The sequence below is a fragment of the Pseudomonas yamanorum genome (genome assembly GCF_900105735.1).
Lineage (GTDB): Bacteria > Pseudomonadota > Gammaproteobacteria > Pseudomonadales > Pseudomonadaceae > Aquipseudomonas > Aquipseudomonas yamanorum.
The window spans coordinates 2,016,734-2,038,509 of sequence record NZ_LT629793.1 but is presented as its reverse complement, the minus strand read 5'-3'; the positions used below and the strand labels follow the sequence as shown (position 1 = coordinate 2,038,509).

Sequence of the window (21,776 nt, the reverse complement as noted above, 5' to 3'; positions counted from 1 at the left end):
CCATGAGTCTGGAAAACCTGTCGTGCCAGAAAAGCTTCGGTGGCTGGCATAAACGCTACAAGCACCATTCCGACGTGCTGGGTTGCGACATGACCTTCGCCGTGTACCTGCCGCCGCAAGCGGAGCAGGGCGGAAAATTGCCGGTGCTGTACTGGCTGTCGGGGCTGACCTGCACCGATGAGAACTTCATGCAGAAGGCCGGCGCCCAGCGCATGGCGGCCGAGCTGGGGTTGATCATTGTTGCGCCGGACACCAGCCCCCGCGGCCCCGGTGTGCCGGGTGATCCGGACAATGCCTGGGACTTTGGCCTCGGCGCCGGCTTCTACCTGAACGCCACCCAGGAACCCTGGGCCCAGCACTATCGGATGCATGACTACGTGGTGCAGGAATTGCCGGCATTGGTCGAGGCGCATTTCCCGGCGTCGGCCAAACGCGGGATCAGCGGCCACTCGATGGGCGGCCACGGCGCACTGGTGTGTGCCTTGCGCAACCCGGGGCGTTATCAGTCGGTGTCGGCGTTCTCGCCGATCAACAATCCGATGGATTGCCCGTGGGGCCAGAAGGCGTTCTCCCGCTACCTCGGGGAAGAGCGCTCGAAGTGGCGCGAATGGGACGCCTGCGTGTTGATCAGCGAAGCTTCGGAAAAGCTGCCGCTGCTGGTGGACCAGGGCGATCGTGACGATTTCCTGGCCGTTCAGCTCAAGCCTGAAGCCTTGCAACAAGCGGCCAGGGCGGCGAACCATCCATTGGAGCTGCGCCTGCAACCGGGCTATGACCACAGCTACTTCTTTATCGCCAGCTTCATCGAAGACCATTTACGCCATCACGCGCGCGCTTTGCTCGGTTAATGTGAGGCAAAAGTAGGTAGAATCACGCCCTGAATTAAATCGGGGCGTTTTTTTATGCGTATTGGCCACGGCTATGATGTGCACCGTTTCGCCGAAGGCGATTTCATCACCCTGGGCGGCGTGCGGATCGCGCACCACCACGGGTTGCTGGCTCATTCCGACGGCGACGTGGTGCTGCATGCCTTGAGCGATGCCTTGCTCGGCGCCGCCGCGTTGGGTGACATCGGCAAGCACTTTCCGGACACCGACCCGACCTTCAAGGGCGCGGACAGCCGTGTGCTGTTGCGTCATGTGGTCGGCTTGATCCATGCCAAGGGCTGGAAGGTCGGCAATGTCGACAACACCATCGTCGCCCAGGCGCCCAAGATGGCCCCGCATATCGAATCGATGCGCGCGCTGATTGCCGCGGATCTTCAAGTTGAGTTGGATCAAGTGAACGTAAAAGCCACCACCACCGAAAAGCTCGGGTTTACCGGTCGCGAAGAGGGCATTGCCGTGCACTCCGTTGCCTTGTTGCTGCGCGCATGAATGATCTGCAACTGCTGGGCCCGCGTGCCTATGGCGAGGCCCTGGGCAGCGCTGTTCTGAAGGCCACCGCTGAAGATTTCCAAGTGGATGAAGTGCTGGATATCCCGCTGACCGGCGAGGGTGAACACCTGTGGTTGTGGGTGGAAAAACGCGGCCTGAATACCGAAGAAGCGGCACGGCGGATTGCCAAGGCGGCGGGCGTGCCGTTGCGCACCGTCAGCTACGCCGGGCTCAAGGATCGCCAGGCGCTGACCCGGCAGTGGTTCAGTGTGCAATTGCCGGGCAAGGCGGACCCGGACCTGAGCGCTGCTGAAAACGAGACCTTGAAGATCCTCAAGACCGGCCGTCACAAGCGCAAGCTGCAGCGCGGCGCACATTCGGCCAACGGCTTTACCTTGCGCCTGACCCAGTTTGCCGGTGATGCCGCGGCTATCGACGCGCGCCTGCATATGATCGCCAAGCAAGGCATTCCCAACTATTTCGGCGCCCAGCGGTTCGGTCATAACGGCGGCAACGTCGTCGATGCCCGCGACTGGGCCGCGCGCAAGGCCTTGCCGGAGCAGCGCAATGTGCGTTCGCGCTTGCTCTCGACGGCCCGCAGCTTCCTGTTCAATAAAGTGCTGGCGGCGCGGGTAGCCGACGGTTCCTGGCAGCGCGCCCAGGTCGGTGACTTGCTGGCGTTTACCGACAGCCGCAGCTTTTTCCCGGCGGGGGAGGCTGAATGCAGCGACCCGCGCCTGGCGATTCTCGACTTGCATCCCACAGGTCCACAGTGGGGCGAAGGTGATTCGCCGGCGTCGGGGGCAACCTTCGCTCTGGAACAGGCGATCGCCGACGGTGAAGCTGACCTGCGGGATTGGCTGGTGAATGCCGGCATGAGCCAGGAACGTCGCATTCTTCGACTGCCCATTGGCGGGTTGACGTGGCATTATCCCGAACCTGACATTCTGCAATTGGAATTCGTCCTGCCGGCCGGATGCTTCGCCACTGTCTTGGTGCGCGAGCTTGTAGATCTGGTGCCGGTGGGGCAGACGGACAGCCCATGCGTATTCTGATATCTAACGACGACGGGGTCACCGCACCCGGCCTTGCCGCGCTTCATGCTGCGCTGGCGGATTACGCCGAGTGCGTGGTGGTAGCCCCGGACCAGGACAAAAGCGGCGCCAGCAGCTCGCTGACGCTCGACCGTCCGTTGCACATACAGACGTTGCCCAACGGCTTTATCAGCGTGAATGGCACGCCGACCGATTGCGTGCACCTGGCAATCAACAGCCTGCTGGACCGCGAGCCGGACTTGGTGGTTTCCGGGATTAACCTGGGCGCCAACCTCGGTGACGACGTGCTGTATTCCGGCACGGTGGCGGCGGCCCTTGAGGGGCGTTTCCTGGGCCGGACCTCGTTCGCGTTTTCGCTGGCGTCGCGTCAGTTGGACAACCTGGAGACGGCGGCCTACTTCGCCCGCAAGCTGGTGGAGGCCCATCACACTCTGGATTTGCCGCCGCGTACGGTGCTGAACGTCAATTTTCCGAACCTGCCTCTTGAGCATATTCGCGGCTTCAAGCTGACCCGCCTGGGCCATCGCTCCCGCGCCGCGGCACCGCTGAAGGTGGTAGACCCGCGCGGCAAGGAAGGTTACTGGATCGCCGCTGCCGGCGATGCCGAAGACGGCGGCGAAGGCACGGACTTTCATGCGGTGATGCAAGGTTATATTTCGATTACTCCGTTGCAACTTGATCGCACCTTCAGTGATGCCTTCAGTAGCCTCGATGGCTGGCTGGAGGGAGTGCTCTGATGGCGCGCGAACAAGACGACCTGCTGCGACGGGGCATTGGGATGACTTCCCAGCGCACCCGCGAGCGATTGATCCAGCGCCTGTATGAAGAAGGGCTGTCCAACGCCCAGGTGCTGGAAGTCATCCGGCGTACCCCACGGCATTTGTTTGTCGATGAAGCCCTGGCGCATCGTGCCTATGAAGACACCGCGCTGCCCATCGGCCACAACCAGACCATCTCCCAGCCTTATATGGTGGCGCGGATGAGTGAGCTGTTGCTGGCGGCGGGCCCGCTGGACAAGGTGCTGGAAATCGGCACCGGCTCCGGCTACCAGACGGCCGTGTTGTCGCAGTTGGTTGAGCGGGTGTTTTCGGTCGAGCGCATCAAGGTGCTGCAAGACCGGGCCAAGGAACGCCTGGTGGAGCTGAACCTGCGCAATGTGGTGTTTCGTTGGGGGGACGGTTGGGAAGGCTGGCCGGCGCTGGCGCCATATAACGGCATTATCGTCACCGCCGTGGCCACCGACGTGCCCCAGGCCTTGCTCGATCAACTGGCTCCCGGAGGGCGGCTGGTGATCCCGGTGGGCTCCGGCGAAGTGCAACAATTAATGTTGATCATTCGCGAGGAAGAAGGCTTTTCCCGGCATGTGCTCGGGGCGGTGCGTTTTGTCCCGCTGCTTAACGGTCCGCTGGCCTGATCAATTATTCCTGCGACTGAATTCTATTGCCGGGTATGTGTCTTACAGCGGGGTCTATTGAGTCAACGTGATCCGCCGTGGGAATTAAACATGATGAAAATTTCTTTAGAATCGTGTTTCCAGTAAAAACCCAATGGCCAGTTATACTTGCGTCATATTTCAAGCCTGATACAGGCGTTCATAGTCAGCCACCACAAAGGGAGCGGCGGGTGAGTCTCACGGTCATTGCACAGCGTATGAGTCAAACAAGCTTTCAGCGACTGGTGATTGGCCTTGTCTTGAGTTCCTTGCTGGCGGCTTGCTCAAGCACGCCATCCGGTGGTGCCCGGGTGGTCGACCGCAATAATGCGGTGCCGCAAAAGCCTACGGTTACCACCGGGCAATATGTCGTGCGCAAGGGCGATACGATGTTCTCGATTGCCTTCCGTTATGGGTGGGATTACAAAGCGCTTGCCGCCCGTAACAACATTCCTGTGCCATATACGATACATCCAGGTCAGACCATTCGTTTCGATGGCCGTACCGGTTCAACACCGACCGCCGTCGTCACAAACACAGCTTCTTCGCCGTCGTCTTCGAGCAAAACCACCATCATCACCCGGCCTGCAGGCACCGCCGCGCCTAGCGTTGCGAGCAAGCCGGCACCTGCGCCGCTGCCGCCAGCAGGGCCTGCTCCTACGGGTTGGGGATGGCCCTCAAATGGCATTCTTATTGGAAAATTCTCTTCAAACGGTAGTTTGAATAAAGGCATTGATATCGCCGGAGATTTGGGACAGCCTGTTTTAGCTGCGTCTGATGGGACAGTGGTGTACGCCGGGAGTGGTTTACGGGGCTACGGCGAGCTGGTCATCATCAAACACAGCGATACCTACGTCAGTGCCTACGGTCATAACCGCAGGCTGTTGGTTCGGGAGGGGCAGCAGGTCAAAGTCGGACAGACAATTGCCGAAATGGGGTCAACTGGTACAGACCGGGTGAAACTGCACTTTGAGATTCGCCGCCAAGGGAAACCTGTTGATCCGCTGCAATTCCTTCCCCGTCGTTGATATGTTGCACAGCCTGTTCCCTCACGTAGAAGGAACAGGCTCCAGCGTTGCCAAGGATAAAGGCGTCGCTTGAGCTTGAGGTCGAACTCACCAAAGGACTATAACAATGGCTCTCAGTAAAGAAGCGCCGGAGTTTGACATCGACGATGAGGTTCTCCTTATGGAGACCGGCATTGCTACGGAATCGATGTCGAATGAGGGACCTGCTGTACCTTCAGTTCGCACCAAATCCAAGAACTCCACCGCGTTAAAGCAACACAAGTACATTGATTACACCCGGGCGCTCGACGCGACTCAGTTGTACCTCAATGAAATCGGCTTTTCCCCTCTGCTCACTCCCGAAGAAGAAGTCTTTTTTGCGCGCTTGTCGCAAAAAGGCGATCCGGCTGGGCGCAAGCGCATGATTGAAAGCAACCTGCGGCTGGTGGTGAAAATCGCCCGACGCTATGTCAATCGTGGGCTGTCCCTGTTGGACTTGATCGAGGAAGGCAATCTCGGCTTGATCCGGGCGGTGGAAAAGTTTGACCCTGAGCGGGGTTTTCGCTTTTCAACCTACGCCACCTGGTGGATTCGTCAGACCATCGAACGGGCGATCATGAATCAGACCCGCACGATCCGGTTGCCGATCCATGTGGTCAAAGAGCTCAACGTCTACCTTCGGGCGGCGCGCGAGCTGACACAAAAACTCGATCATGAACCTTCGCCTGAAGAAATCGCCAACCTGCTGGAAAAACCGGTGGGAGAGGTCAAGCGCATGCTCGGTCTCAATGAGCGGGTGTCTTCAGTCGATGTCTCGCTGGGTCCGGATTCGGATAAAACCCTGCTGGACACCCTGACCGATGATCGTCCTACGGACCCTTGTGAGTTGCTGCAGGACAGACGATCTGTCGCAAAGCATCGACCAGTGGCTTTCGGAGCTGACGGACAAACAGCGTGAGGTGGTGATTCGCCGCTTCGGGCTGCGCGGCCACGAAAGCAGCACGCTGGAAGATGTTGGCCTGGAGATTGGCTTGACCCGTGAGCGGGTGCGGCAGATCCAGGTCGAGGGTCTCAAGCGCTTGCGCGAGATCCTGGAGAAGAATGGCTTGTCGAGTGAGTCGTTGTTCCAGTAAACGACGCAGGACGAAATGTGGGAGCGGGCTTGTGTGGGAGCTGGCTTGCCTGCGATAGCATCACCTCGGTGCAACTGATAGATCGAGGTGATGCTATCGCGGGCAAGCCCGGCTCCCACATAGGTGGGCTCCCACATTTCTTTGTGCATGGAATTACATCGTGTGATTGCTCGTTCCCACGCTCTGCGTGGGAACGCAGCCCAAGACGCTCCGCGTCCCAAGGCGTGACGCAGAGCGTCACAAGAGGCATTCCCACGCAGAGCGTAGGAACGAGCGGGCACAAAAAAGCCCCGCTTTTAAGGGCGGGGCTTTTCGACTAAATCAGTACAAGTTAGATAACTTGAACTTCTTCAGCTTGCATGCCTTTCTGACCGCGGGTAGCGATGAAAGAAACCTGTTGGCCTTCTTTCAGGCTTTTGAAGCCGTCGGATTGGATAGCTTTGAAGTGAACGAACAGGTCGTCACCGGATTGTGGAGTGATGAAGCCGAAGCCTTTTTCATCGTTGAACCACTTAACGGTACCAGTTTGGCGATTAGACATGGTGTATCTCCTTGGACAAAGTTAACTGCGACTCAGGAAAAGCCCTGGCCGAGACTGAGTGCAAAGAGCAGGAAAAATTCTTGGAGATGGTTGGATCGAAATTCAACATATCGTGTAGAGATTCTCAGTGACACAAGCAGCACAGTGGCGCCACCTTAACCCTTTTTCCGGAACGTGCCAATGGTATTTCCGAAGGTTTCTCTATTTTCGTGACTGGCGGCAGCCTGATACAGCACCAATACCCCGCAATTGAAGGTGCGTCCCGCCCAGCAGGGGCTGCGCGGCGCCAAGAAAAACAGCCGCCCCTTTGAACCACGGGGCCAGCCCCGGTAAGATGGCCAACAGAATTTTTTCACCTCGCTATTCAGGACACCCGCCATGAGCATCAAATCGGACAAGTGGATTCGCCGCATGGCGCAAGAGCACGGCATGATCGAGCCCTTCGTGGAGCGCCAGATGCGCGGCGAAGGCGCTGAGCGGCTGATTTCGTTCGGGGTTTCCAGCTACGGCTACGATGTACGCTGCGCCGATGAGTTCAAGGTGTTCACCAACATCAACTCGGCAACCGTCGATCCGAAAAACTTCGACGAAAAAAGCTTCGTCGACGTCAAGAGCGACGTCTGCATCATCCCGCCTAACTCCTTCGCCCTGGCGCGCACCGTCGAATTCTTCCGTATCCCGCGCAACGTCCTGACCATCTGCCTGGGCAAGAGCACCTACGCGCGCTGCGGCATCATCGTCAACGTGACGCCGCTGGAGCCGGAATGGGAAGGGCACGTCACCCTGGAGTTCTCCAACACCACCACGTTGCCGGCAAAAATCTACGCTAACGAAGGTGTCGCTCAGATGTTGTTCTTCGAATCCGACGAAGAGTGCGAAGTGTCCTATAAGGACCGCGGCGGCAAGTATCAGGGCCAGCGCGGCGTTACTCTCCCACGCACCTGATCGAATCGTCTTACAGGCTAAGGGAATTTGTCAGCGGGCATGCACTCTATTGAGTGTACTGCCCCGACGCGTGCACAACGCGCCGGGCCACGCTTGAGGAGTCCCCTATGAAGCTCGATCCGCGAATCAGCGCCGAACTCGCCCGGCTTGAACCCAATCAGATTGGTGTGATGGCCTGGTCCTTGATGGCCGATCCCGCCGCAGGCGGCATTCCCGGCCAGCCCGGTCCGGATGATCCCTGGCCCAACCAGCCTGAAGAGCCTGGCGAACCCACGCTCCCTGACGAACCGCCTCCCGCCCCTGTGGCTTGATTTCCTGCACTTGTCGCCAATGGTCAGATGCTCAACGCACTGGCCATACTTCATGGTCTCCGATCACGAAGATCCGGCTGCCTTCTTCCTGCGTCACTGAATAACCCCCGGTAAATGCGCCAAACGCTGGCAACAGACTGACCTGGTTGCCGAGCAGGAAGCACGGCAGGCGCAAGCTTTGCCGGCCCTTGCCCCGCAGGCGATACACTGGATGCACATGCCCAGCCAGCACATGGTGGCTGGCGTGGGCGTCGGGCTCGTGCTGCAACGCAAACGGGCCCATCAGCAGGGGTTCGGTCACCACCTCAATGTTCAGATCTACCGGTGGGTCGCCAGCGCGCTTGTCATGGTTGCCGCGGATCAGCGTGAGTCCCACGTCTGCATGACGCTCACGCCAGGCTCTCAGCGCGTTCAGGGTGCCGCTGGCGTGAGAGCCGGGCCCGTGGAGAAAGTCGCCGAGAAAGACTACCTGCGCACCGGGGAAAGCCGCCAACAGCCGGTCCAGGCGCTGCAGGTTGTCCGTCGTCGTGCCCTGCGGCACTGGCTGGCCCAGGCTGCGATAGGCTGACGCCTTGCCAAAATGCGCGTCGGCGATCAGCAGGCACTTTCTCGCGGGCCAATACACAGCCTTGTCCGCCAGCAACCACAGCGCTTCTTCCGCCAAGTGTATCGGGTAATGAGCGGGCATCAGGGCTTCCCGTTATCGGCGACTTTTTCCAGATCCTTGACCATTCGCGCAATCCGCTCCGAGAGTTTTTCCGAACTCAGGCTTTCCCGAAAACGTTCCACCAGTAAAGGGAACGCCAGCGGCGTAGGCCGTTTTATCCGATGCAGGTCCAATTTCAACCCCGACAAGTGGCGCAACGTCTCTTCCAGCCGACGAATATCCAGCTCTTCCCGCAGGACTTCTTCTCCGGCCTGGGTCAGCAACAGGTTCTGCGGGTCATATTGCTTGAACACTTCAAAGAACAAGCCGCTGGACGCCTGAACCTGGCGCGTACTTTTCGGCGCACCGGGGTAGCCGGCAAACACCAGCCCGGCGATCCGCGCTATCTCGCGAAAGCGCCGCAGGGCCAGCTCACCGGCATTCAGGCTTGCTACCACGTCATCCAGCAGATCATCTGCACTCAGCAACGCCCCGCTCAGTAATTCAGGCCAATCCACCTCGGTCGCGCTCAGCAGCTCCAGCCCGTAGTCATTGACCGCAATCGAGAACGTCACCGCCTGCTGCCGACTGACGCGCCAGGCCAGCAGGCTCGCCAGCCCCAGATGCACCTGGCGCCCGGCGAACGGATACAGGAACAGATGCCAGCCTTCCCGGGACTTGAGGGCCTCGGCCAGCAAATGCTCGCGGGTTGGCAGCCCGGACCAGCGCAACTGGGTGTCCAGCAACGATTGCACCGCCTGCATCTCCGGGCCGAGGAATTGCCCGTGGGCGGCCGCATCAAAGCGCTCGACCACTGCCTGGGCCAGCTCGTTGGAAAGCGGCATGCGCCCGCCGTTCCAGCGCGGCACGGCAGCCTTTTTCGCGGTACTGCGCCGCACGTATGCGGTCATGTTTTCTACTCGCACCAACTCCAGCAAGCGCCCGGCGAACAAGAAACCATCTCCCGGCTTCAACCGTGCAATAAAGCCTTCCTCGACGCTGCCCAGGGTCTTGCCACCGCCGCCTTTGCTCCAGAATTTCAGCTGGATGCTGGCGTCGCTGACGATGGTGCCCACGCTCATGCGATGGCGCCGCGCCAGTCGTGCGTCGGGGACGCGCCAGATGCCGTGTTCGTCCGGTTCGACCCGCCGATAATCCGGGTAGGCCGTCAGCGACAGCCCGCCATGGCGCACGAAACCCAGGGCCCATGTCCAATCTGCTTCGCTCAAGTCACGATAGGCCCATGCGGTACGCACCTCCGCCAGCAGCTCATCCGGCACAAAACCGCCGCCCAGCGCCATGCTCACCAGATGTTGCACCAGCACATCCAAAGGCTTGTGGGGCGACTGCCGGGCTTCGATACGCCGTTCAGCGATAGCATCCTGCGCGGCGGCGGCTTCCACCAGCTCCAGGCTGTGGGTCGGCACCAGCGTCACCCGCGACGGCCTGCCCGGCGCATGGCCGGAACGCCCGGCGCGCTGCATCAGGCGCGCCACGCCCTTGGCCGAGCCAATCTGCAGTACCCGTTCCACCGGCAGGAAATCCACCCCCAGGTCGAGGCTCGACGTACACACGACGGCCTTCAGTTGTCCATCCTTCAAGGCCCGTTCCACCCAATCCCGGGTTTCCCGGGACAACGAGCCGTGGTGCAGGGCAATCACTCCGGCCCAGTCGGGGCGAGCGTCGAGCAGGGCCTGGTACCAGATTTCCGATTGCGCTCGTGTGTTAGTGAACACCAGGCAACTGCTGCTGGCATCGACCTCGGCTACCACCTGCGGGAGCATTTTCAGGCCGATATGGCCGGCCCATGGAAAGCGCTCGATAACCGGTGGCAACAGGGTGTCCACTTGCAACTGTTTGGTGGTTTGGCCTTGGACGTTGATCCCGCCGCCTTGTGGGATCAACACCTCCAGTGCGTGGGCCTGATTACCCAGGGTCGCGGAAATGCCCCACACAATCAGCTCTGGACGCCATTGTCGCAGGCGGGCGAGGGCCAGTTGCAGTTGCACGCCGCGTTTGTTGCCGATCAGTTCGTGCCATTCGTCCACTACCACCATGCGCAGGTGTGACAGGCTGGTCTGGCTGTCGGCGCGAGCCAGCATCAGCGTGAGACTTTCCGGGGTGGTGATCAGGGTGGTGGGCAGGCGGCGGCTCTGGCGGGCGCGTTCGCTGCTGCTGGTGTCGCCGGTGCGCAGGCCGACGGTCCAGGGGATGTTCAGGGATTCCAACGGTGCTTCAAGGGCGCGGGCGGTGTCTGCGGCGAGGGCGCGCATTGGGGTGATCCACAGGACTGTCAGCGGTTCGGCGGGGGCTTTGCGTTTGCGGGGGGTGGTTTCGGTGATGGCGAAGCGGTTGAGGGCGGCGAACCACAGGGCGTAGGTTTTGCCGGCGCCGGTGCTGGCGTGGAGCAGTCCTGATTGGCCTTCCTTCACGGCCTTCCATACCTGTTTCTGGAAGGCGAATGGGTTCCAGTTTTTGGCGGTGAACCAATCTTTGGCGAAATTGCGGGATTTGGCCATGCTTGGGGCTCTGGGGGTGTAATTCAGAGACCTGTGGGGTGGGGGAAAGGTTTAACTGCGATTGCTGGGTTTTCGGGTGTATATCCGTTATTTAGGTAACGGCCACTTATGGTTCCGCTCTTACAGCGGGTCACTTTTGGCAAACGCCCCAAAAGTAACCAAAAGGTCTTTGCCCCACCACTCGGTGCCTCGCTTAGGCTCGGCATGCCCGCACTCCGGCCCGATTCCGCGGGCCGCCGCGACGGGCCATCCATGGCCCGGCGCGGCTAAATCGGCATCCCTGCCGATTTACCCGCTCCACCGTGCCTGCTTGCGGCCATCGTGGTTAACGGGGCCCGCAGATCAAAATCAAAAGCAGATCAAGAGCACAGCGGCCTACAGGCCGGCTTGAGTGTTAAAAGCAAAGGCAAAGACCAGAGCGAAAGCAAAGCTGCTTTTCTGTGGGAGCTGGCTTGCCTGCGATGCAGACAACTCGGTTTTTCAGGCACACCGAGGTGATGCCATCGCAGGCAAGCCAGCTCCCACATTTGACCGTGCCCGCTTTAGATTTTGATTTGGTTTTTGCTCTTCAACACTCAAGCCGGCCGGGAGGCCGCTGTGCTCCTGCTTTTGATCTTGATTTTGATCTTAGGCGCCCCGTTAAACCACGCTGGCCGAACGCAGGCTTTGGAGCGTGGGTAACCCGGCAGGACGCCGGGTTAGCCGCGCTGGGCCAAGGATGGCCCATCGCGGCGGCCCACGGTCCAAAGCCGGAGTGAGGGCACACCGAGCCTAGGCGAGGTGCCGAGTGGTGGGGCAAGAGCGTTTTGCTTACTTTTGCGCTCTTCAAAAGTGAGCCGCTGTAAGAGCGGAACCATAGGCGGCCGTTACCTAAATAACGGATATACACCCCACCCCGACCGGCTACTTCAAATTCCCACTCAAAAACTGCTGCAACCGTTCGCTCTTCGGATTACCCAGCACATCCTCCGGCGCACCCTGTTCCTCCACCAATCCCTTGTGCAAAAACAGCACCTGGCTCGACACCTTGCGGGCAAAGCTCATCTCATGGGTCACCATGATCATCGTCCGGCCTTCCTCAGCCAACCCCTGAATCACCTTCAACACCTCACCCACCAACTCCGGATCCAGCGCCGAAGTCGGCTCGTCAAACAGCATCACCTCCGGCTCCATCGCCAACGCCCGGGCAATCGCCACCCGCTGTTGCTGGCCCCCCGACAAAAACGCCGGATACTGATCCGCCACCCGCGCCGGCAATCCAACCTTGTCCAGATACCGGCGAGCCCGGTCCTCGGCGTCTTTCTTGCTGCAACCCAGCACCCGGCGCGGCGCCATGGTGATGTTCTCCAGCACACTCATATGGCTCCACAGGTTGAAATGCTGAAACACCATCGCCAACCGCGTACGCAGGCGCTGCAACTCGGCATCATCCGCCACGCGCATCCCATGGCGGTCGCTGACCATCCGAATCTGCTGCCCATCCAGGGTCATGGCGCCGTCATTGGGCTGTTCAAGAAAGTTGATGCAGCGCAAAAAGGTGCTTTTACCCGAGCCACTGGCGCCGATCAAACTGATCACATCACCGGTCTTGGCCTTGAGCGAAACACCTTTGAGCACCTCATTGTCGCCATAGCTTTTATGCAGGCCTTCAACGGTCAATTTGTACATGGGGCGTGCATCCTCAAGGCGAAAGTAGATAGCCGCTGCGATAGGCTTCAGTGCCGGCGACATGGGCAAGGACCATCCCGGCAGTGGCCATGCGTCGCAGCGAACGAGCGTAAAGCAGCCCGGCATTGCGGCAATGCACCGGCGTTACGCGGTCAGAAATAGGGTCGATGATTTCGGCGATCAGTTGCCCGGCTTCCAGGTATTCGCCGGGCAGCACACTGAATACCAGCAAGCCACCCACCGGTGTGGCCACCGGTTCGACGCCCGCCAGCGGTGTGGCGGGGTAGGGCAAGTCCGGCAACGGTGCAGGGTCGCCGCCGATCGCGCCGAAGTGAATCAGGTAATCGATGATCGCCTGGCAGTCGAGGCTGGCCAGGCCGTGGTTGACGTCGCCCTGGCCGCGCAGTTCGACGGTCACGGAAAAGCTGCCCATCGGGATCGGGAAGCGCTCGCCAAACCGTTGCTGCAATTGCCACCAGACCAGGGTGAAGCATTCATCGAACGACTGCCCACCGGAATCGGTAGCCAACAGGCTGGCCTCCGAACCGATATAGCGCGCCAACGGCTCTACCCGGGGCCACGCTTCGGGGGTGGTGTACAGGTGCGCCACGGCTTCGAAGTCGCAGTGCAGGTCCAGCACCATGTCGGCATCGCACGCCAGGCGTTGCAGCACCAAGCGCTGGGATTCCAGCTGCGTGGCGGGTGTCTGCGCCGCAAGCGCCATGGTGAGTGCGTCGCGAATCAGTTCGACGTTGTGCTGTGGATCATCCCCCAGCAGTTCTTCGACCTGATTGCCGACGTCGTCGCTCAGGTCGACAAACAGGCGATTGAAATTCTGCCCGCTTTCCAGCTCATAGCGGCCCAGGGGGATGTCCATCAACACCTGTTCCAGGCCGGTGGGGTTGGCGATGGGCACCAGTACGATCTCGCTGCGCAGGCGGCCGGCGGCGGCCAGCTCCGCCAGGCGCGCCTTCAAGTGCCAGGCCACCAGCATGCCCGGCAATTCGTCGGCGTGCAGCGACGACTGGATGTAGACCTTGCCTTCGGCCTGTTCCGGCCCGAAGTGGAAACTGTGGATCTGCCGCGCCGTGCCCGGCACCGGCGCCAATAGTGGATGAATCTGATGACGCATGAAGGCTCCTTAGTGGCTGGGGCCGAGAAAGGCCAGCCAGCGACGCTCCGCCAGACGAAACAGACCGACCAGGGCAAAGGTCACGGTCAGGTAGATCAGCGCAGCGATACCGAATGATTGAAAGGTCATGTAGGTGGCCGAGTTGGCGTCCCGGGCGACTTTCAGGATATCCGGGATCGTCGCGGTGAAGGCCACCGTCGTCGAGTGCAGCATCAGGATCACTTCATTACTGTAGTACGGCAGCGAACGGCGCAGGGCCGACGGCATGATCACGTAGGCATACAGCTTCCAGCCGCTGAGGCCGTAGGCTTTCGCCGCTTCGACTTCGCCGTGGGCCATGCTGCGGATTGCCCCGGCAAAAATCTCCGTGGTGTAGGCGCAGGTGTTGAGGGCGAAGGCGAGGATGGTGCAGTTCATCGCATCGCGAAAGAACGCATCCAGTACCGGCTGCGCACGAACCGCCGCGATGCTGTAGATCCCGGTGTAGCAAATCAGCAACTGGATATACAGCGGCGTGCCGCGAAACAGGTAGGTGTAGAACTGCACGGGGCAGCGTACCCAGCGGTTGCGCGACACCCGCGCAATGGACAGCGGGATCGATACCAGAAAGCCGATGAAGATCGAGGCGCTGAGCAGCCACATGGTCATGGCCAGGCCGGTGATGTGCTGGCCGTCGCTATAAAGGAAGGGGCGCCAGTATTGTTGAATAAGTTCGATCATCGCACTGCCTCCCGGGAGCCTGCGGAGTAGCGCCGTTCAAGGCGGCGCAGGACGAAGTTGGACGCGCTGGTGATCAACAGGTAGATAAACGCGGCGATCACCAGGAAATAGAACAGCTGATAGGTGCTCTTGCCGGCATCCTGTGCGGCCTTGACCAGGTCGGCCAACCCGATGATCGACACCAGGGCCGTGGCCTTGAGCATCACGCACCAGTTGTTGTTAATGCCCGGCAGGGCGAAGCGCATCATCTGCGGGAAGGTCACGAAGCGAAACCGCTGGCCACGCGTGAGTCCGTAGGCCGTGGCGGCTTCCAGCTGGCCACGGGGCACGGCGAGGATCGCACCGCGGAAGGTCTCGGTGAAATACGCACCGTAGATAAAGCCCAGGGTGATCACCCCGGCGCTGAATGGGTCGATCTCGATGTAGTCCCATTCCATAAAGTCGGTAAAGCCGGTCAGCCAGATTTGCAGGCTATAAAAAATCAGCAGCATCAGCACCAGGTCGGGCACGCCGCGAATCAAGGTGGTGTAGATCTGTGCGGGAATCCGCAGGAACGGCAGGCTGGAGAGTTTGGCAGTGGCGCCGAGCAAGCCCAGCAACACGCTGACGGCCAGGGAAAACACTGACAACTTGACGGTCATCCAGGTGCCTTGCAGCAACAGCGGGCCGAAACCCTTCAAGCTAAAGGCACTGAGCCCCAGGGTTTGCAAAAGATCTTCGAACATAAATCAGGACCTATGGCGATAAAAAAGCGCCCCTCCAGAGGAAGGGCGCCCCAGGCATTATTTGCCGCTGTACAGGTTCAGATCGCCAAAGTGTTTCTTCTGGATGGTGGCGTAGGTGCCATCATCGTGTAACGCTTTGATACCTTTATCCAACAAGGCCTTGAGGTCTTTGTTACCTTTTTTGATACCGACCGCAGTTTTGGACGGCAGCAGTGGATCGTCGATGGCCTTGCTGACTTCGTAGTCAGCACCGGCTGGCGACTTCAAAAAGCCCAGTTCGGCTTGCAGCATGTCTTGTACGGAAGCGTCCAGACGACCGGATGTCAGGTCGGCGTATACCTGGTCCTGGTTGGCGTAGGCCTTGGTGGTCACACCGGCCTTGTCCAGTACGGCCTTGGCGTAGGCTTCCTGGATGGTGCCTTGCTCGTAGCCAACACTTTTGCCCTTGAGCGACTCAGGCGTGGAGTAGTTCGCGCCCTTTTTGAACACCAGGGAAGTCGGGCCGGAGAACAGCTCGTTGGAGAAGTCGATCGCCTTTTCACGGGCTTCGGTCACGGTCATCGAGGAAATCACGCCATCAAATTTGTTGGCGTTGAGGCCTGGAATCATGCCGTCGAAATCACTTTCGACCCACTTGCACTTGACCTTCAGCTCGGCACAGATGGCATTGCCCAGGTCGATATCGAAGCCCACCAGGCTGCCATCAGCGGCTTTTGACTCAAACGGCGCGTAGGACGGATCGACACCAAAACGCAATTCCTTGTATTCCTTGGCCAGCGCGGAACCGGCGGCCATGCACAGAGCCAGTGCAGAAAGGGTCAGCAATGCTTTTTTCATTATGTAATCCCTGGAAACCAAGATAAGCGCTTGTGGCGCGGTTAGGACTGTTACTGAACGGTGTCAGACCGGACTCAAGTAGCAATTTCTGCACCATAGTTCCGAATGGTCGTTTTAAAAGGTGAGATTAAGGAGTTGTGCCAGTAGGAAATGCCCGAAAATGGGCATTGATAAATCTATGCATTATTTTGGGGCGTTTGAAGTTTTCAAATGTGGGAGCGGGCTTGCTCGCGAATTCGGTGGATCAGTCACCAGATGTATTGACTGACACACCGCATTCGCGAGCAAGCCCGCTCCCACATTGATCTGTGGTGTTCGTGAGAGACGTGTCAGGCCAGTAAATCCTGCAGGGTCGCTAGGCTGTCGGCTTCATCGACGGACTTGTCCTGGCGCCAGCGCAACATCCTCGGAAAACGCACGGCTATTCCGCTCTTATGCCGCTTGGACAGGGCAATCCCTTCAAAACCCAGTTCAAACACCATGCTCGGCGTGACGCTGCTGACCGGGCCGAACTTCTCCACGGTGGTCTTGCGCACGATGGCGTCGACCTTGCGCATTTCTTCATCGGTCAGCCCCGAATACGCCTTGGCGAATGGCACCAGCGTGCGTTCGCTGCCGGGCGGGCCGTCCCATACTGCGAAGGTGTAATCGCTGTACAGGCTGGCGCGCCGGCCATGGCCGCGCTGGGCATAGATCAGCACGGCATCGACACTGAACGGGTCGACTTTCCACTTCCACCACACGCCCATGTCCTTGGTGCGGCCCACGCCGTAGAGGCCATCCCGGGCCTTGAGCATCATGCCCTCCACGCCCAGGCTGCGGGAGGCTTCACGTTGCTCCGCCAAGGCCTGCCAGTTGTCGCCGGTCAGCAAAGGCGACGCCCGCAACGTGGGTTGGCCGCAGTCGCTGATCACCTGTTCCAGTTGTGCCCGACGCTCGGCCTGGGTGTGGTTGCGCCAATCGTCGCCGTGGTGTTCCAGCAGGTCGTAGGCCAGCATTGCGACGGGGGCGTCTTCGAGGATCTTCTTGCTCAGGGTTTTGCGGCCGATGCGCTGTTGCAGCAGGGCGAAGGGTTGCACCGCGCCCTTCCACACCACGATTTCGCCGTCGATCACCGTGCCATCCGGCAGGCTGTTTTCCAGCTCATGAAGTTCCGGAAAACGCTCGGTGACCAGTTCTTCGCCCCGGGACCAGATCCACAGTCGGCCTTCGCGCTTGACCAACTGTGCGCGGATGCCGTCCCACTTCCATTCCACTTGCCAGTCAGCGGGAGAGCCGAGCAGGGCCTCGAATTGCTCCACCGGTTGGGCCAGGCCATGGGCGAGAAAAAACGGATAAGGCTGCCCGCCACGTTGCGCATGCTCGTCGGACGATTCGGCAGCGATCAGTTTCAAATAGCCTTCGGCGGTCGGACGGTTGGACAGGTCGGTGTAACCCACCAGGCGCTGGGCCACGCGTTTGCTGTCGAGACCGGCCATGGCCGCAAGGGCGCGGGTGACGAGCAACTTCGACACGCCCACCCGGAAACTGCCGGTGATCAGCTTGATGCACAGCATCAGGCTCGGTTGATCCAGTTGGGCCCACAACGCGGGCAGGCGCTCGGCCAATTCTTCTGGCGGCAGGCCACGCAGGGGCAGGAGTTTTTCTTCCAGCCACACCGCCAAGCCGTCGTCGGAGGTGTGGGGCGATTCCGGTAACAGCAGGGAAATGGTTTCTGCCAGGTCGCCTACCGACTGATAACTCTCTTCGAACAGCCACGGCTCAATGCCGGCGGCTTCGGTGGCCATGTCCCGGAGCAACCGGGTGGGCACCAGTTGCCGGGGCCGCCCGCCGGATAAAAAGTACACCGCCCATGCAGCATCTTCCGCGGGCGCTTGTAGGAAGTAAGCCTGCAAGGCCGCGAGTTTGGCATTGCTGGAAGTGGTTGCGTCGAGATTGGCGTACAGCTCCGCGAAGGCCTTCATGACGTGACTTCCTCTTCGTCATCGCCGTATTCGGTGGTGAACCCTTGCGCGTCGAGGCCCTTTTCCCGCAGGTGCCGGACCAAGACGCCCACAGAACCGTGGGTGACCATCACTCGTTCAGCGCCGGTTTGCTCGATGGCCCACAACAGCCCGGGCCAATCGGCGTGGTCCGAGAGCACAAAGCCGCGATCCACCCCGCGCCGCCGCCGAGTGCCGCGCAGGCGCATCCAGCCGCTGGCGAAGGCGTCGCTGTAGTCGCCGAAGCGGCGTATCCAGGTGCTGCCGCCGGCCGAGGGCGGGGCGATGATCAAGGCCTGGCGCAACAAAGGGTCGGTCTTTTTGAAGTCGCCGGCGTAGAGGGTTTCGGGGATATAGATGCCCGCTTCGCGGTATACCCGGTTCAGGGGTTCGACCGCGCCGTGGCTGAGGATCGGGCCGATGCTGGCGTCAATGCCGTGGAGAATCCGCTGAGCCTTGCCGAAGGAATAACAGAACAGCACGCTGGCCTTGCCGGCCGCGATATTCGCCTGCCACCAGTCGTTGATTCCGGCAAAAATCTGCGCCTGGGGCTGCCAGCGGTAGATCGGCAGGCCGAAGGTCGATTCGGTGATAAAGGTATGGCAGCGCACCGGTTCAAACGGCGCGCAGGTGCCGTCGGGCTCGACTTTGTAGTCGCCGGAGGCGACCCAGACTTCACCCTGGTATTCCAGGCGCACCTGGGCCGAACCGAGGACATGGCCGGCGGGATGGAAACTCAAGTTGACGCCGTGGTGGCGCAGGGTTTCGCTGTAGGCCAGGGTTTGCAGGTTGATGTCCTGGCCCAGGCGTGAGCGCAGGATGCCTTCGCCGGGGGCGGCGGCCAGGTAGTGTTGGTTGCCGGTGCGGGCGTGGTCGCCGTGGGCATGGGTAATGACGGAGCGTTCCACCGGGCGCCAGGGGTCGATGTAGAAATCCCCGGCGGGGCAGTAGAGGCCTTCGGGCCGGGCGATAACAAGGTCCATGGGTGTGCCGTGGAAGTGGGCTTGTTAATTATGAGGCGGGGGCGGGTGGAGAAGTTCTATCGGAAATGGATGCGATCAACTGTGGGAGCTGGCTTGCCTGCGATGCTGGCGACTCGGTCTGGCAGTCAGACCGGGTTGATGCCATCGCAGGCAAGCCAGCTCCCACATTGATTTGGTTGAGTCAGGGAAACCGGGTTATTTACCCGGCACCAACGTCAACCGCGTCTTCCCATACACCCCGTCAAAGTTCTGCGGCTGCATCGGGAAGCTCAGGTATTGCGCTTTCAACCACGGGTCGATGCCATTGGCATAGTTCGGGCTCGCGGGGTTGCCGGATTGGCCGATGCCGCTTTGGCCCATCATGGGTTCCACCTGGCCGAAGTCGACAATCATCCGCAGTGCCGGCACCTGGGTCGTGTCGAAACTCTGGCCCCAGCTATACGGTGCGCTGTTCAGCGTGTTGTGATCGCCGCCCGCTGCCAGTGGGCCGCGAATGTTCTGGCCGCTGGTGTTCTTCCAGGTGTAGCTGTGCAATTTGCCCCACTGCCAGGCCTTGTGATCGGCGCCCAGTGCGCTATCGCCGGCGGTGATCGCGGCGGCCAGGCTGCGGGCGAGGATCGCCGGCTTGTCGGTTTTCTGCCCGGTGCGGGCGTCATTCCAGAACGGGCTGTCTTCGCGCCCCAGCAGGTGGTCGGCCACCGCTGAGTACGACAGGTTGGCGTTGCCGATAAAGGCTTTCCAGGTGGCGCTGTTTTCCGGACCGAGTTCGTCGAGAAAAATCTGCTTGGCGCTTTCCTGCAGGAACAACTCATAAATCGCCGCGTCGGCAGAGGTGGAGACGAGACGGCCATCGAACGCCATCAGGCGACCCAGGGCTTCCCGCGCCTTGGCCTGGTCTGCCGCTGGCAATGCGTCGATCGCCTGTTTCAGCGGCTGGACCATGCCCGGCGCCTGGAACATGCTCTTGAGCTTGGCGGCGAACGTGGTGGTCTGGTCGTACTGCATGGCGATCATGCTGCGGCTGTCGTGCTTGCCGTTGCCGGCCAGTTGCGCGATACGTTCGGCACGTTCCGGCGCCGCCCACGAGTTGGACAATTGCATGCCGTAGCCACGGGGAATGGTGCGCTGGTTGGCGGTGCCGATCCAGCCTTGGGTCGGGTCCTGATCGTAAGGGTGCAGCATCGCGTCGGCGTAGCCATCCCAGTCGAAACGCCCGTCCCAGCCCGGCGACGGCACCAGGCCTTCGCCTTCACGGCGGTTCGGGAAGCGCCCGGTCACTTGCCAACCGATGCTGCTGGCGTCGGCGAAGACCATGTTCAAGGCAATTGCGCGAATTTCCCGGGTGGCGTCAGACGCTTTACCGGCGGTTTGCGCACGGGACAGGTCGAAGAACGCGTCCAGGCTCTTGTCGTCCTTGAAATCGGCGGTCTGCAAGGCCAGGCCGTAGCCGCTGTTCAGCGATTGGGTACTGTTGAGCAGTGGCCCGTGGCGGGTTTCGTACACCGCTTCGCGAATCGGCCGCTGGCCCTTGGCGAAGTAGGTTTCATTGCGCACGATGGCCGGCAGCCATTTGCCGTTGTTTTCGTAGTACAGCGCATTGCCCTGGCGCTTGACCTTCTCCAGGAACACATCCTGAGTGTCGCCCGAGACCTGGCTCATGCTCCACGCCACCTTGCCGTTGAAGCCGGAAAGCAGGGTTGGCAGGCCAGCGATCGAAACGCCGGCGGCCTGGTATTTCGGCGAACGGATCTGCACGTAGTTCCACAGCGAAGGCGCCTGCATCGAGGTCGACAGGTCATTGGCCAAAAGGCTTTTGTTGCTGCGGCTGCGCTGCGGGCCGATCGCCCAGTTGCTGGAGCTGGAAGTGCCCAGGGTGTTCAAGGTGCCGAGGTGCTCGCTGAGGCTGGTCAACGCGGCGAGGCCCGGGATCTGGCTCAGGTTGATGCCCTTGAGCTTGTCGGATTCGGCCACCGGCAACGGTTCATCCGGGTAGCTTGGGGTCAGCCAGGCGAGTTTGTCGGCGCCGACTTTCTGCGCCAGCACCAATGAGGACAACTCTTCCTGCAGGTTGGTCGACTCGCTGAAATTCAGCAGGCAGAACAGCAGCGCCGAATCTTCCGGCTTCCAGTATTCAGGCTTGTAGCCGCTCTGGGCCAGGTCTGGCGGCAGCTTGTCGCGGTAGCGGAACAGGTAGGCGTTGACCCCGCGTGCATACACTTCAAAGAAGCGCTTGAGGCGCGGCGACGAGGCGTTATACAGCTCGCCGGCGCTTTTGCGCAGGTTGACCGCCCGCATGAAACGGTCGACATCCAGCACATCCGGCCCGGACATTTCCGCCAGGCGGCCCTGGGCCAGCAGGCGCAGGGTGACCATCTGGGTGATGCGGTCGCTGGCGTGCACGTAGCCCAGGGTGAACAGCGCATCGTGGAAGGTGCTGCTTTCAATCAGCGGGATGCCCTGGTTGTTGCGGCGCACGGAAACATTCTGCGCCAGGCCCTTGATGGGCTGCACGCCGGAAACCGGAGGCAGGGTGTCTTGGGTGCTTTGTAACTGGCAACCGGCCAGGCCCAAGGCACTGGCAATGGCCGCGGCAACGCCGAACCGGGGAAGAAAATGTGAGAGGGCTGGCGAGGCCATGGCAAAGCTCCTGCGGGGGGTAGCGTCAGTAAAGGCGCTACGTTAGTGAGCGCGGCGAAACGACGCAAGCGGGAGGCGATGCTTATTTTCAGGATTTGCGTAAGGTTTCTAGTCGGGCACAAATCAG

Annotated in this window: 19 protein-coding genes and 1 pseudogene; 9 read left to right on the top strand and 11 right to left on the bottom strand. The window is 60.6% G+C overall.

Going from position 1 to position 21,776, the window contains the following annotated elements:
• Nucleotides 1-2: 2 nt before the first annotated feature.
• The 7 genes and pseudogenes from fghA to rpoS all read left to right on the top strand — a co-directional run bounded on the left by fghA (nt 3) and on the right by rpoS (nt 6,003).
• On the top strand, nt 3-848 hold the full coding sequence (fghA, locus tag BLU46_RS09880; protein WP_003219284.1) for an S-formylglutathione hydrolase: 846 nt from the start codon (nt 3-5) through the stop codon (nt 846-848).
• Between the two features lie 54 nt (nt 849-902).
• Entirely contained in the window at nt 903-1,376 is a 474-nt protein-coding gene (gene ispF / locus BLU46_RS09875; protein ID WP_010176739.1) for a 2-C-methyl-D-erythritol 2,4-cyclodiphosphate synthase, read from the top strand.
• On the top strand, nt 1,373-2,431 hold the full coding sequence (gene truD, locus BLU46_RS09870; RefSeq protein ID WP_093201106.1) for a tRNA pseudouridine(13) synthase TruD: 1,059 nt from the start codon (nt 1,373-1,375) through the stop codon (nt 2,429-2,431). The genes ispF and truD overlap by 4 nt, the downstream gene beginning before the upstream one ends.
• Complete coding sequence (surE, locus tag BLU46_RS09865) at nt 2,419-3,168, top strand: 5'/3'-nucleotidase SurE (protein WP_017479399.1); 750 nt, start codon at nt 2,419-2,421, stop codon at nt 3,166-3,168. The genes truD and surE overlap by 13 nt, the downstream gene beginning before the upstream one ends.
• A 41-nt stretch (nt 3,169-3,209) precedes the next feature.
• Nucleotides 3,210-3,845, top strand: coding sequence for a protein-L-isoaspartate(D-aspartate) O-methyltransferase (locus BLU46_RS09860; RefSeq protein WP_010176736.1), 636 nt, complete (start codon nt 3,210-3,212; stop codon nt 3,843-3,845).
• A 209-nt stretch (nt 3,846-4,054) separates the two neighbouring features.
• A complete protein-coding gene (locus BLU46_RS09855) occupies nt 4,055-4,891 on the top strand; it encodes a peptidoglycan DD-metalloendopeptidase family protein (protein WP_063032882.1) in 837 nt (278 codons plus the stop codon).
• A gap of 106 nt (nt 4,892-4,997) precedes the next feature.
• Nucleotides 4,998-6,003, top strand: a pseudogene (gene rpoS / locus BLU46_RS09850) (RNA polymerase sigma factor RpoS).
• Nucleotides 6,004-6,334: 331 nt separating this feature from the next.
• On the opposite strand, the gene BLU46_RS09840 reads toward rpoS, so the two are convergent.
• The gene (locus tag BLU46_RS09840) at nt 6,335-6,544 is read right to left on the bottom strand and encodes a cold-shock protein (protein ID WP_002554837.1); all 210 of its coding nucleotides are present in this window, start codon (nt 6,542-6,544) and stop codon (nt 6,335-6,337) included.
• Nucleotides 6,545-6,922: 378 nt separating this feature from the next.
• On the opposite strand from BLU46_RS09840, the gene dcd reads away from it, so the two are divergent.
• The gene (dcd, locus tag BLU46_RS09835; RefSeq protein WP_003219273.1) at nt 6,923-7,489 is read left to right on the top strand and encodes a dCTP deaminase; all 567 of its coding nucleotides are present in this window, start codon (nt 6,923-6,925) and stop codon (nt 7,487-7,489) included.
• Between the two features lie 107 nt (nt 7,490-7,596).
• Nucleotides 7,597-7,800 (top strand): hypothetical protein, encoded by a 204-nt coding sequence (locus BLU46_RS09830; RefSeq protein WP_003219272.1) that lies wholly within the window; start codon nt 7,597-7,599, stop codon nt 7,798-7,800.
• 31 nt (nt 7,801-7,831) lie between these two features.
• Here BLU46_RS09830 and pdeM read toward each other — a convergent pair whose 3' ends face one another.
• The 10 genes from pdeM to BLU46_RS09775 form a co-directional block, all read right to left on the bottom strand.
• A complete protein-coding gene (pdeM, locus tag BLU46_RS09825; RefSeq protein WP_093201098.1) occupies nt 7,832-8,488 on the bottom strand; it encodes a ligase-associated DNA damage response endonuclease PdeM in 657 nt (218 codons plus the stop codon).
• Nucleotides 8,488-10,965: a ligase-associated DNA damage response DEXH box helicase gene (locus BLU46_RS09820; RefSeq protein WP_093201094.1), complete on the bottom strand. Its 2,478-nt coding sequence runs from the start codon at nt 10,963-10,965 to the stop codon at nt 8,488-8,490. The genes pdeM and BLU46_RS09820 overlap by 1 nt, the downstream gene beginning before the upstream one ends.
• A gap of 903 nt (nt 10,966-11,868) precedes the next feature.
• Nucleotides 11,869-12,633, bottom strand: a complete 765-nt coding sequence (locus tag BLU46_RS09810) for an ABC transporter ATP-binding protein (protein ID WP_063032874.1) — start codon at nt 12,631-12,633, stop codon at nt 11,869-11,871.
• Between the two features lie 13 nt (nt 12,634-12,646).
• On the bottom strand, nt 12,647-13,765 hold the full coding sequence (locus tag BLU46_RS09805; RefSeq protein WP_093201089.1) for a succinylglutamate desuccinylase/aspartoacylase family protein: 1,119 nt from the start codon (nt 13,763-13,765) through the stop codon (nt 12,647-12,649).
• Nucleotides 13,766-13,774: 9 nt separating this feature from the next.
• Nucleotides 13,775-14,485 carry an ABC transporter permease gene (locus BLU46_RS09800; protein WP_093201085.1) on the bottom strand — a complete coding sequence of 237 codons (711 nt, stop codon included), beginning with the start codon at nt 14,483-14,485 and terminating at the stop codon, nt 13,775-13,777.
• Nucleotides 14,482-15,210 carry an ABC transporter permease gene (locus BLU46_RS09795; RefSeq protein WP_063032870.1) on the bottom strand — a complete coding sequence of 243 codons (729 nt, stop codon included), beginning with the start codon at nt 15,208-15,210 and terminating at the stop codon, nt 14,482-14,484. The genes BLU46_RS09800 and BLU46_RS09795 overlap by 4 nt, the downstream gene beginning before the upstream one ends.
• 57 nt (nt 15,211-15,267) lie before the next feature.
• Complete coding sequence (locus BLU46_RS09790; protein ID WP_003213667.1) at nt 15,268-16,047, bottom strand: transporter substrate-binding domain-containing protein; 780 nt, start codon at nt 16,045-16,047, stop codon at nt 15,268-15,270.
• 329 nt (nt 16,048-16,376) lie between these two features.
• Complete coding sequence (locus BLU46_RS09785) at nt 16,377-18,011, bottom strand: ATP-dependent DNA ligase (protein ID WP_093201080.1); 1,635 nt, start codon at nt 18,009-18,011, stop codon at nt 16,377-16,379.
• Nucleotides 18,008-19,012 (bottom strand): ligase-associated DNA damage response exonuclease, encoded by a 1,005-nt coding sequence (locus tag BLU46_RS09780; protein ID WP_093201074.1) that lies wholly within the window; start codon nt 19,010-19,012, stop codon nt 18,008-18,010. Before BLU46_RS09780 ends, BLU46_RS09785 begins: the two co-directional genes overlap by 4 nt.
• Before the next feature lie 195 nt (nt 19,013-19,207).
• Nucleotides 19,208-21,649 (bottom strand): penicillin acylase family protein, encoded by a 2,442-nt coding sequence (locus BLU46_RS09775; protein WP_093201067.1) that lies wholly within the window; start codon nt 21,647-21,649, stop codon nt 19,208-19,210.
• Between the last annotated feature and the right edge of the window lie 127 nt (nt 21,650-21,776).

Excerpts from the sequence above, each read along its gene's own strand:
- fghA (WP_003219284.1), top strand. The coding sequence starts at position 3 with ATGAGTCTGGAAAACCTGTCGTGCCAGAAAAGCTTCGGTGGCTGGCAT.
- ispF (WP_010176739.1), top strand. The coding sequence starts at position 903 with ATGCGTATTGGCCACGGCTATGATGTGCACCGTTTCGCCGAAGGCGAT.
- truD (WP_093201106.1), top strand. The coding sequence starts at position 1,373 with ATGAATGATCTGCAACTGCTGGGCCCGCGTGCCTATGGCGAGGCCCTG.
- surE (WP_017479399.1), top strand. The coding sequence starts at position 2,419 with ATGCGTATTCTGATATCTAACGACGACGGGGTCACCGCACCCGGCCTT.
- BLU46_RS09860 (WP_010176736.1), top strand. The coding sequence starts at position 3,210 with ATGACTTCCCAGCGCACCCGCGAGCGATTGATCCAGCGCCTGTATGAA.
- BLU46_RS09840 (WP_002554837.1), bottom strand. The coding sequence starts at position 6,544 with ATGTCTAATCGCCAAACTGGTACCGTTAAGTGGTTCAACGATGAAAAA.
- dcd (WP_003219273.1), top strand. The coding sequence starts at position 6,923 with ATGAGCATCAAATCGGACAAGTGGATTCGCCGCATGGCGCAAGAGCAC.
- BLU46_RS09830 (WP_003219272.1), top strand. The coding sequence starts at position 7,597 with ATGAAGCTCGATCCGCGAATCAGCGCCGAACTCGCCCGGCTTGAACCC.
- pdeM (WP_093201098.1), bottom strand. The coding sequence starts at position 8,488 with ATGCCCGCTCATTACCCGATACACTTGGCGGAAGAAGCGCTGTGGTTG.
- BLU46_RS09820 (WP_093201094.1), bottom strand. The coding sequence starts at position 10,965 with ATGGCCAAATCCCGCAATTTCGCCAAAGATTGGTTCACCGCCAAAAAC.
- BLU46_RS09810 (WP_063032874.1), bottom strand. The coding sequence starts at position 12,633 with ATGTACAAATTGACCGTTGAAGGCCTGCATAAAAGCTATGGCGACAAT.
- BLU46_RS09805 (WP_093201089.1), bottom strand. The coding sequence starts at position 13,765 with ATGCGTCATCAGATTCATCCACTATTGGCGCCGGTGCCGGGCACGGCG.
- BLU46_RS09800 (WP_093201085.1), bottom strand. The coding sequence starts at position 14,485 with ATGATCGAACTTATTCAACAATACTGGCGCCCCTTCCTTTATAGCGAC.
- BLU46_RS09795 (WP_063032870.1), bottom strand. The coding sequence starts at position 15,210 with ATGTTCGAAGATCTTTTGCAAACCCTGGGGCTCAGTGCCTTTAGCTTG.
- BLU46_RS09790 (WP_003213667.1), bottom strand. The coding sequence starts at position 16,047 with ATGAAAAAAGCATTGCTGACCCTTTCTGCACTGGCTCTGTGCATGGCC.
- BLU46_RS09785 (WP_093201080.1), bottom strand. The coding sequence starts at position 18,011 with ATGAAGGCCTTCGCGGAGCTGTACGCCAATCTCGACGCAACCACTTCC.
- BLU46_RS09780 (WP_093201074.1), bottom strand. The coding sequence starts at position 19,012 with ATGGACCTTGTTATCGCCCGGCCCGAAGGCCTCTACTGCCCCGCCGGG.
- BLU46_RS09775 (WP_093201067.1), bottom strand. The coding sequence starts at position 21,649 with ATGGCCTCGCCAGCCCTCTCACATTTTCTTCCCCGGTTCGGCGTTGCC.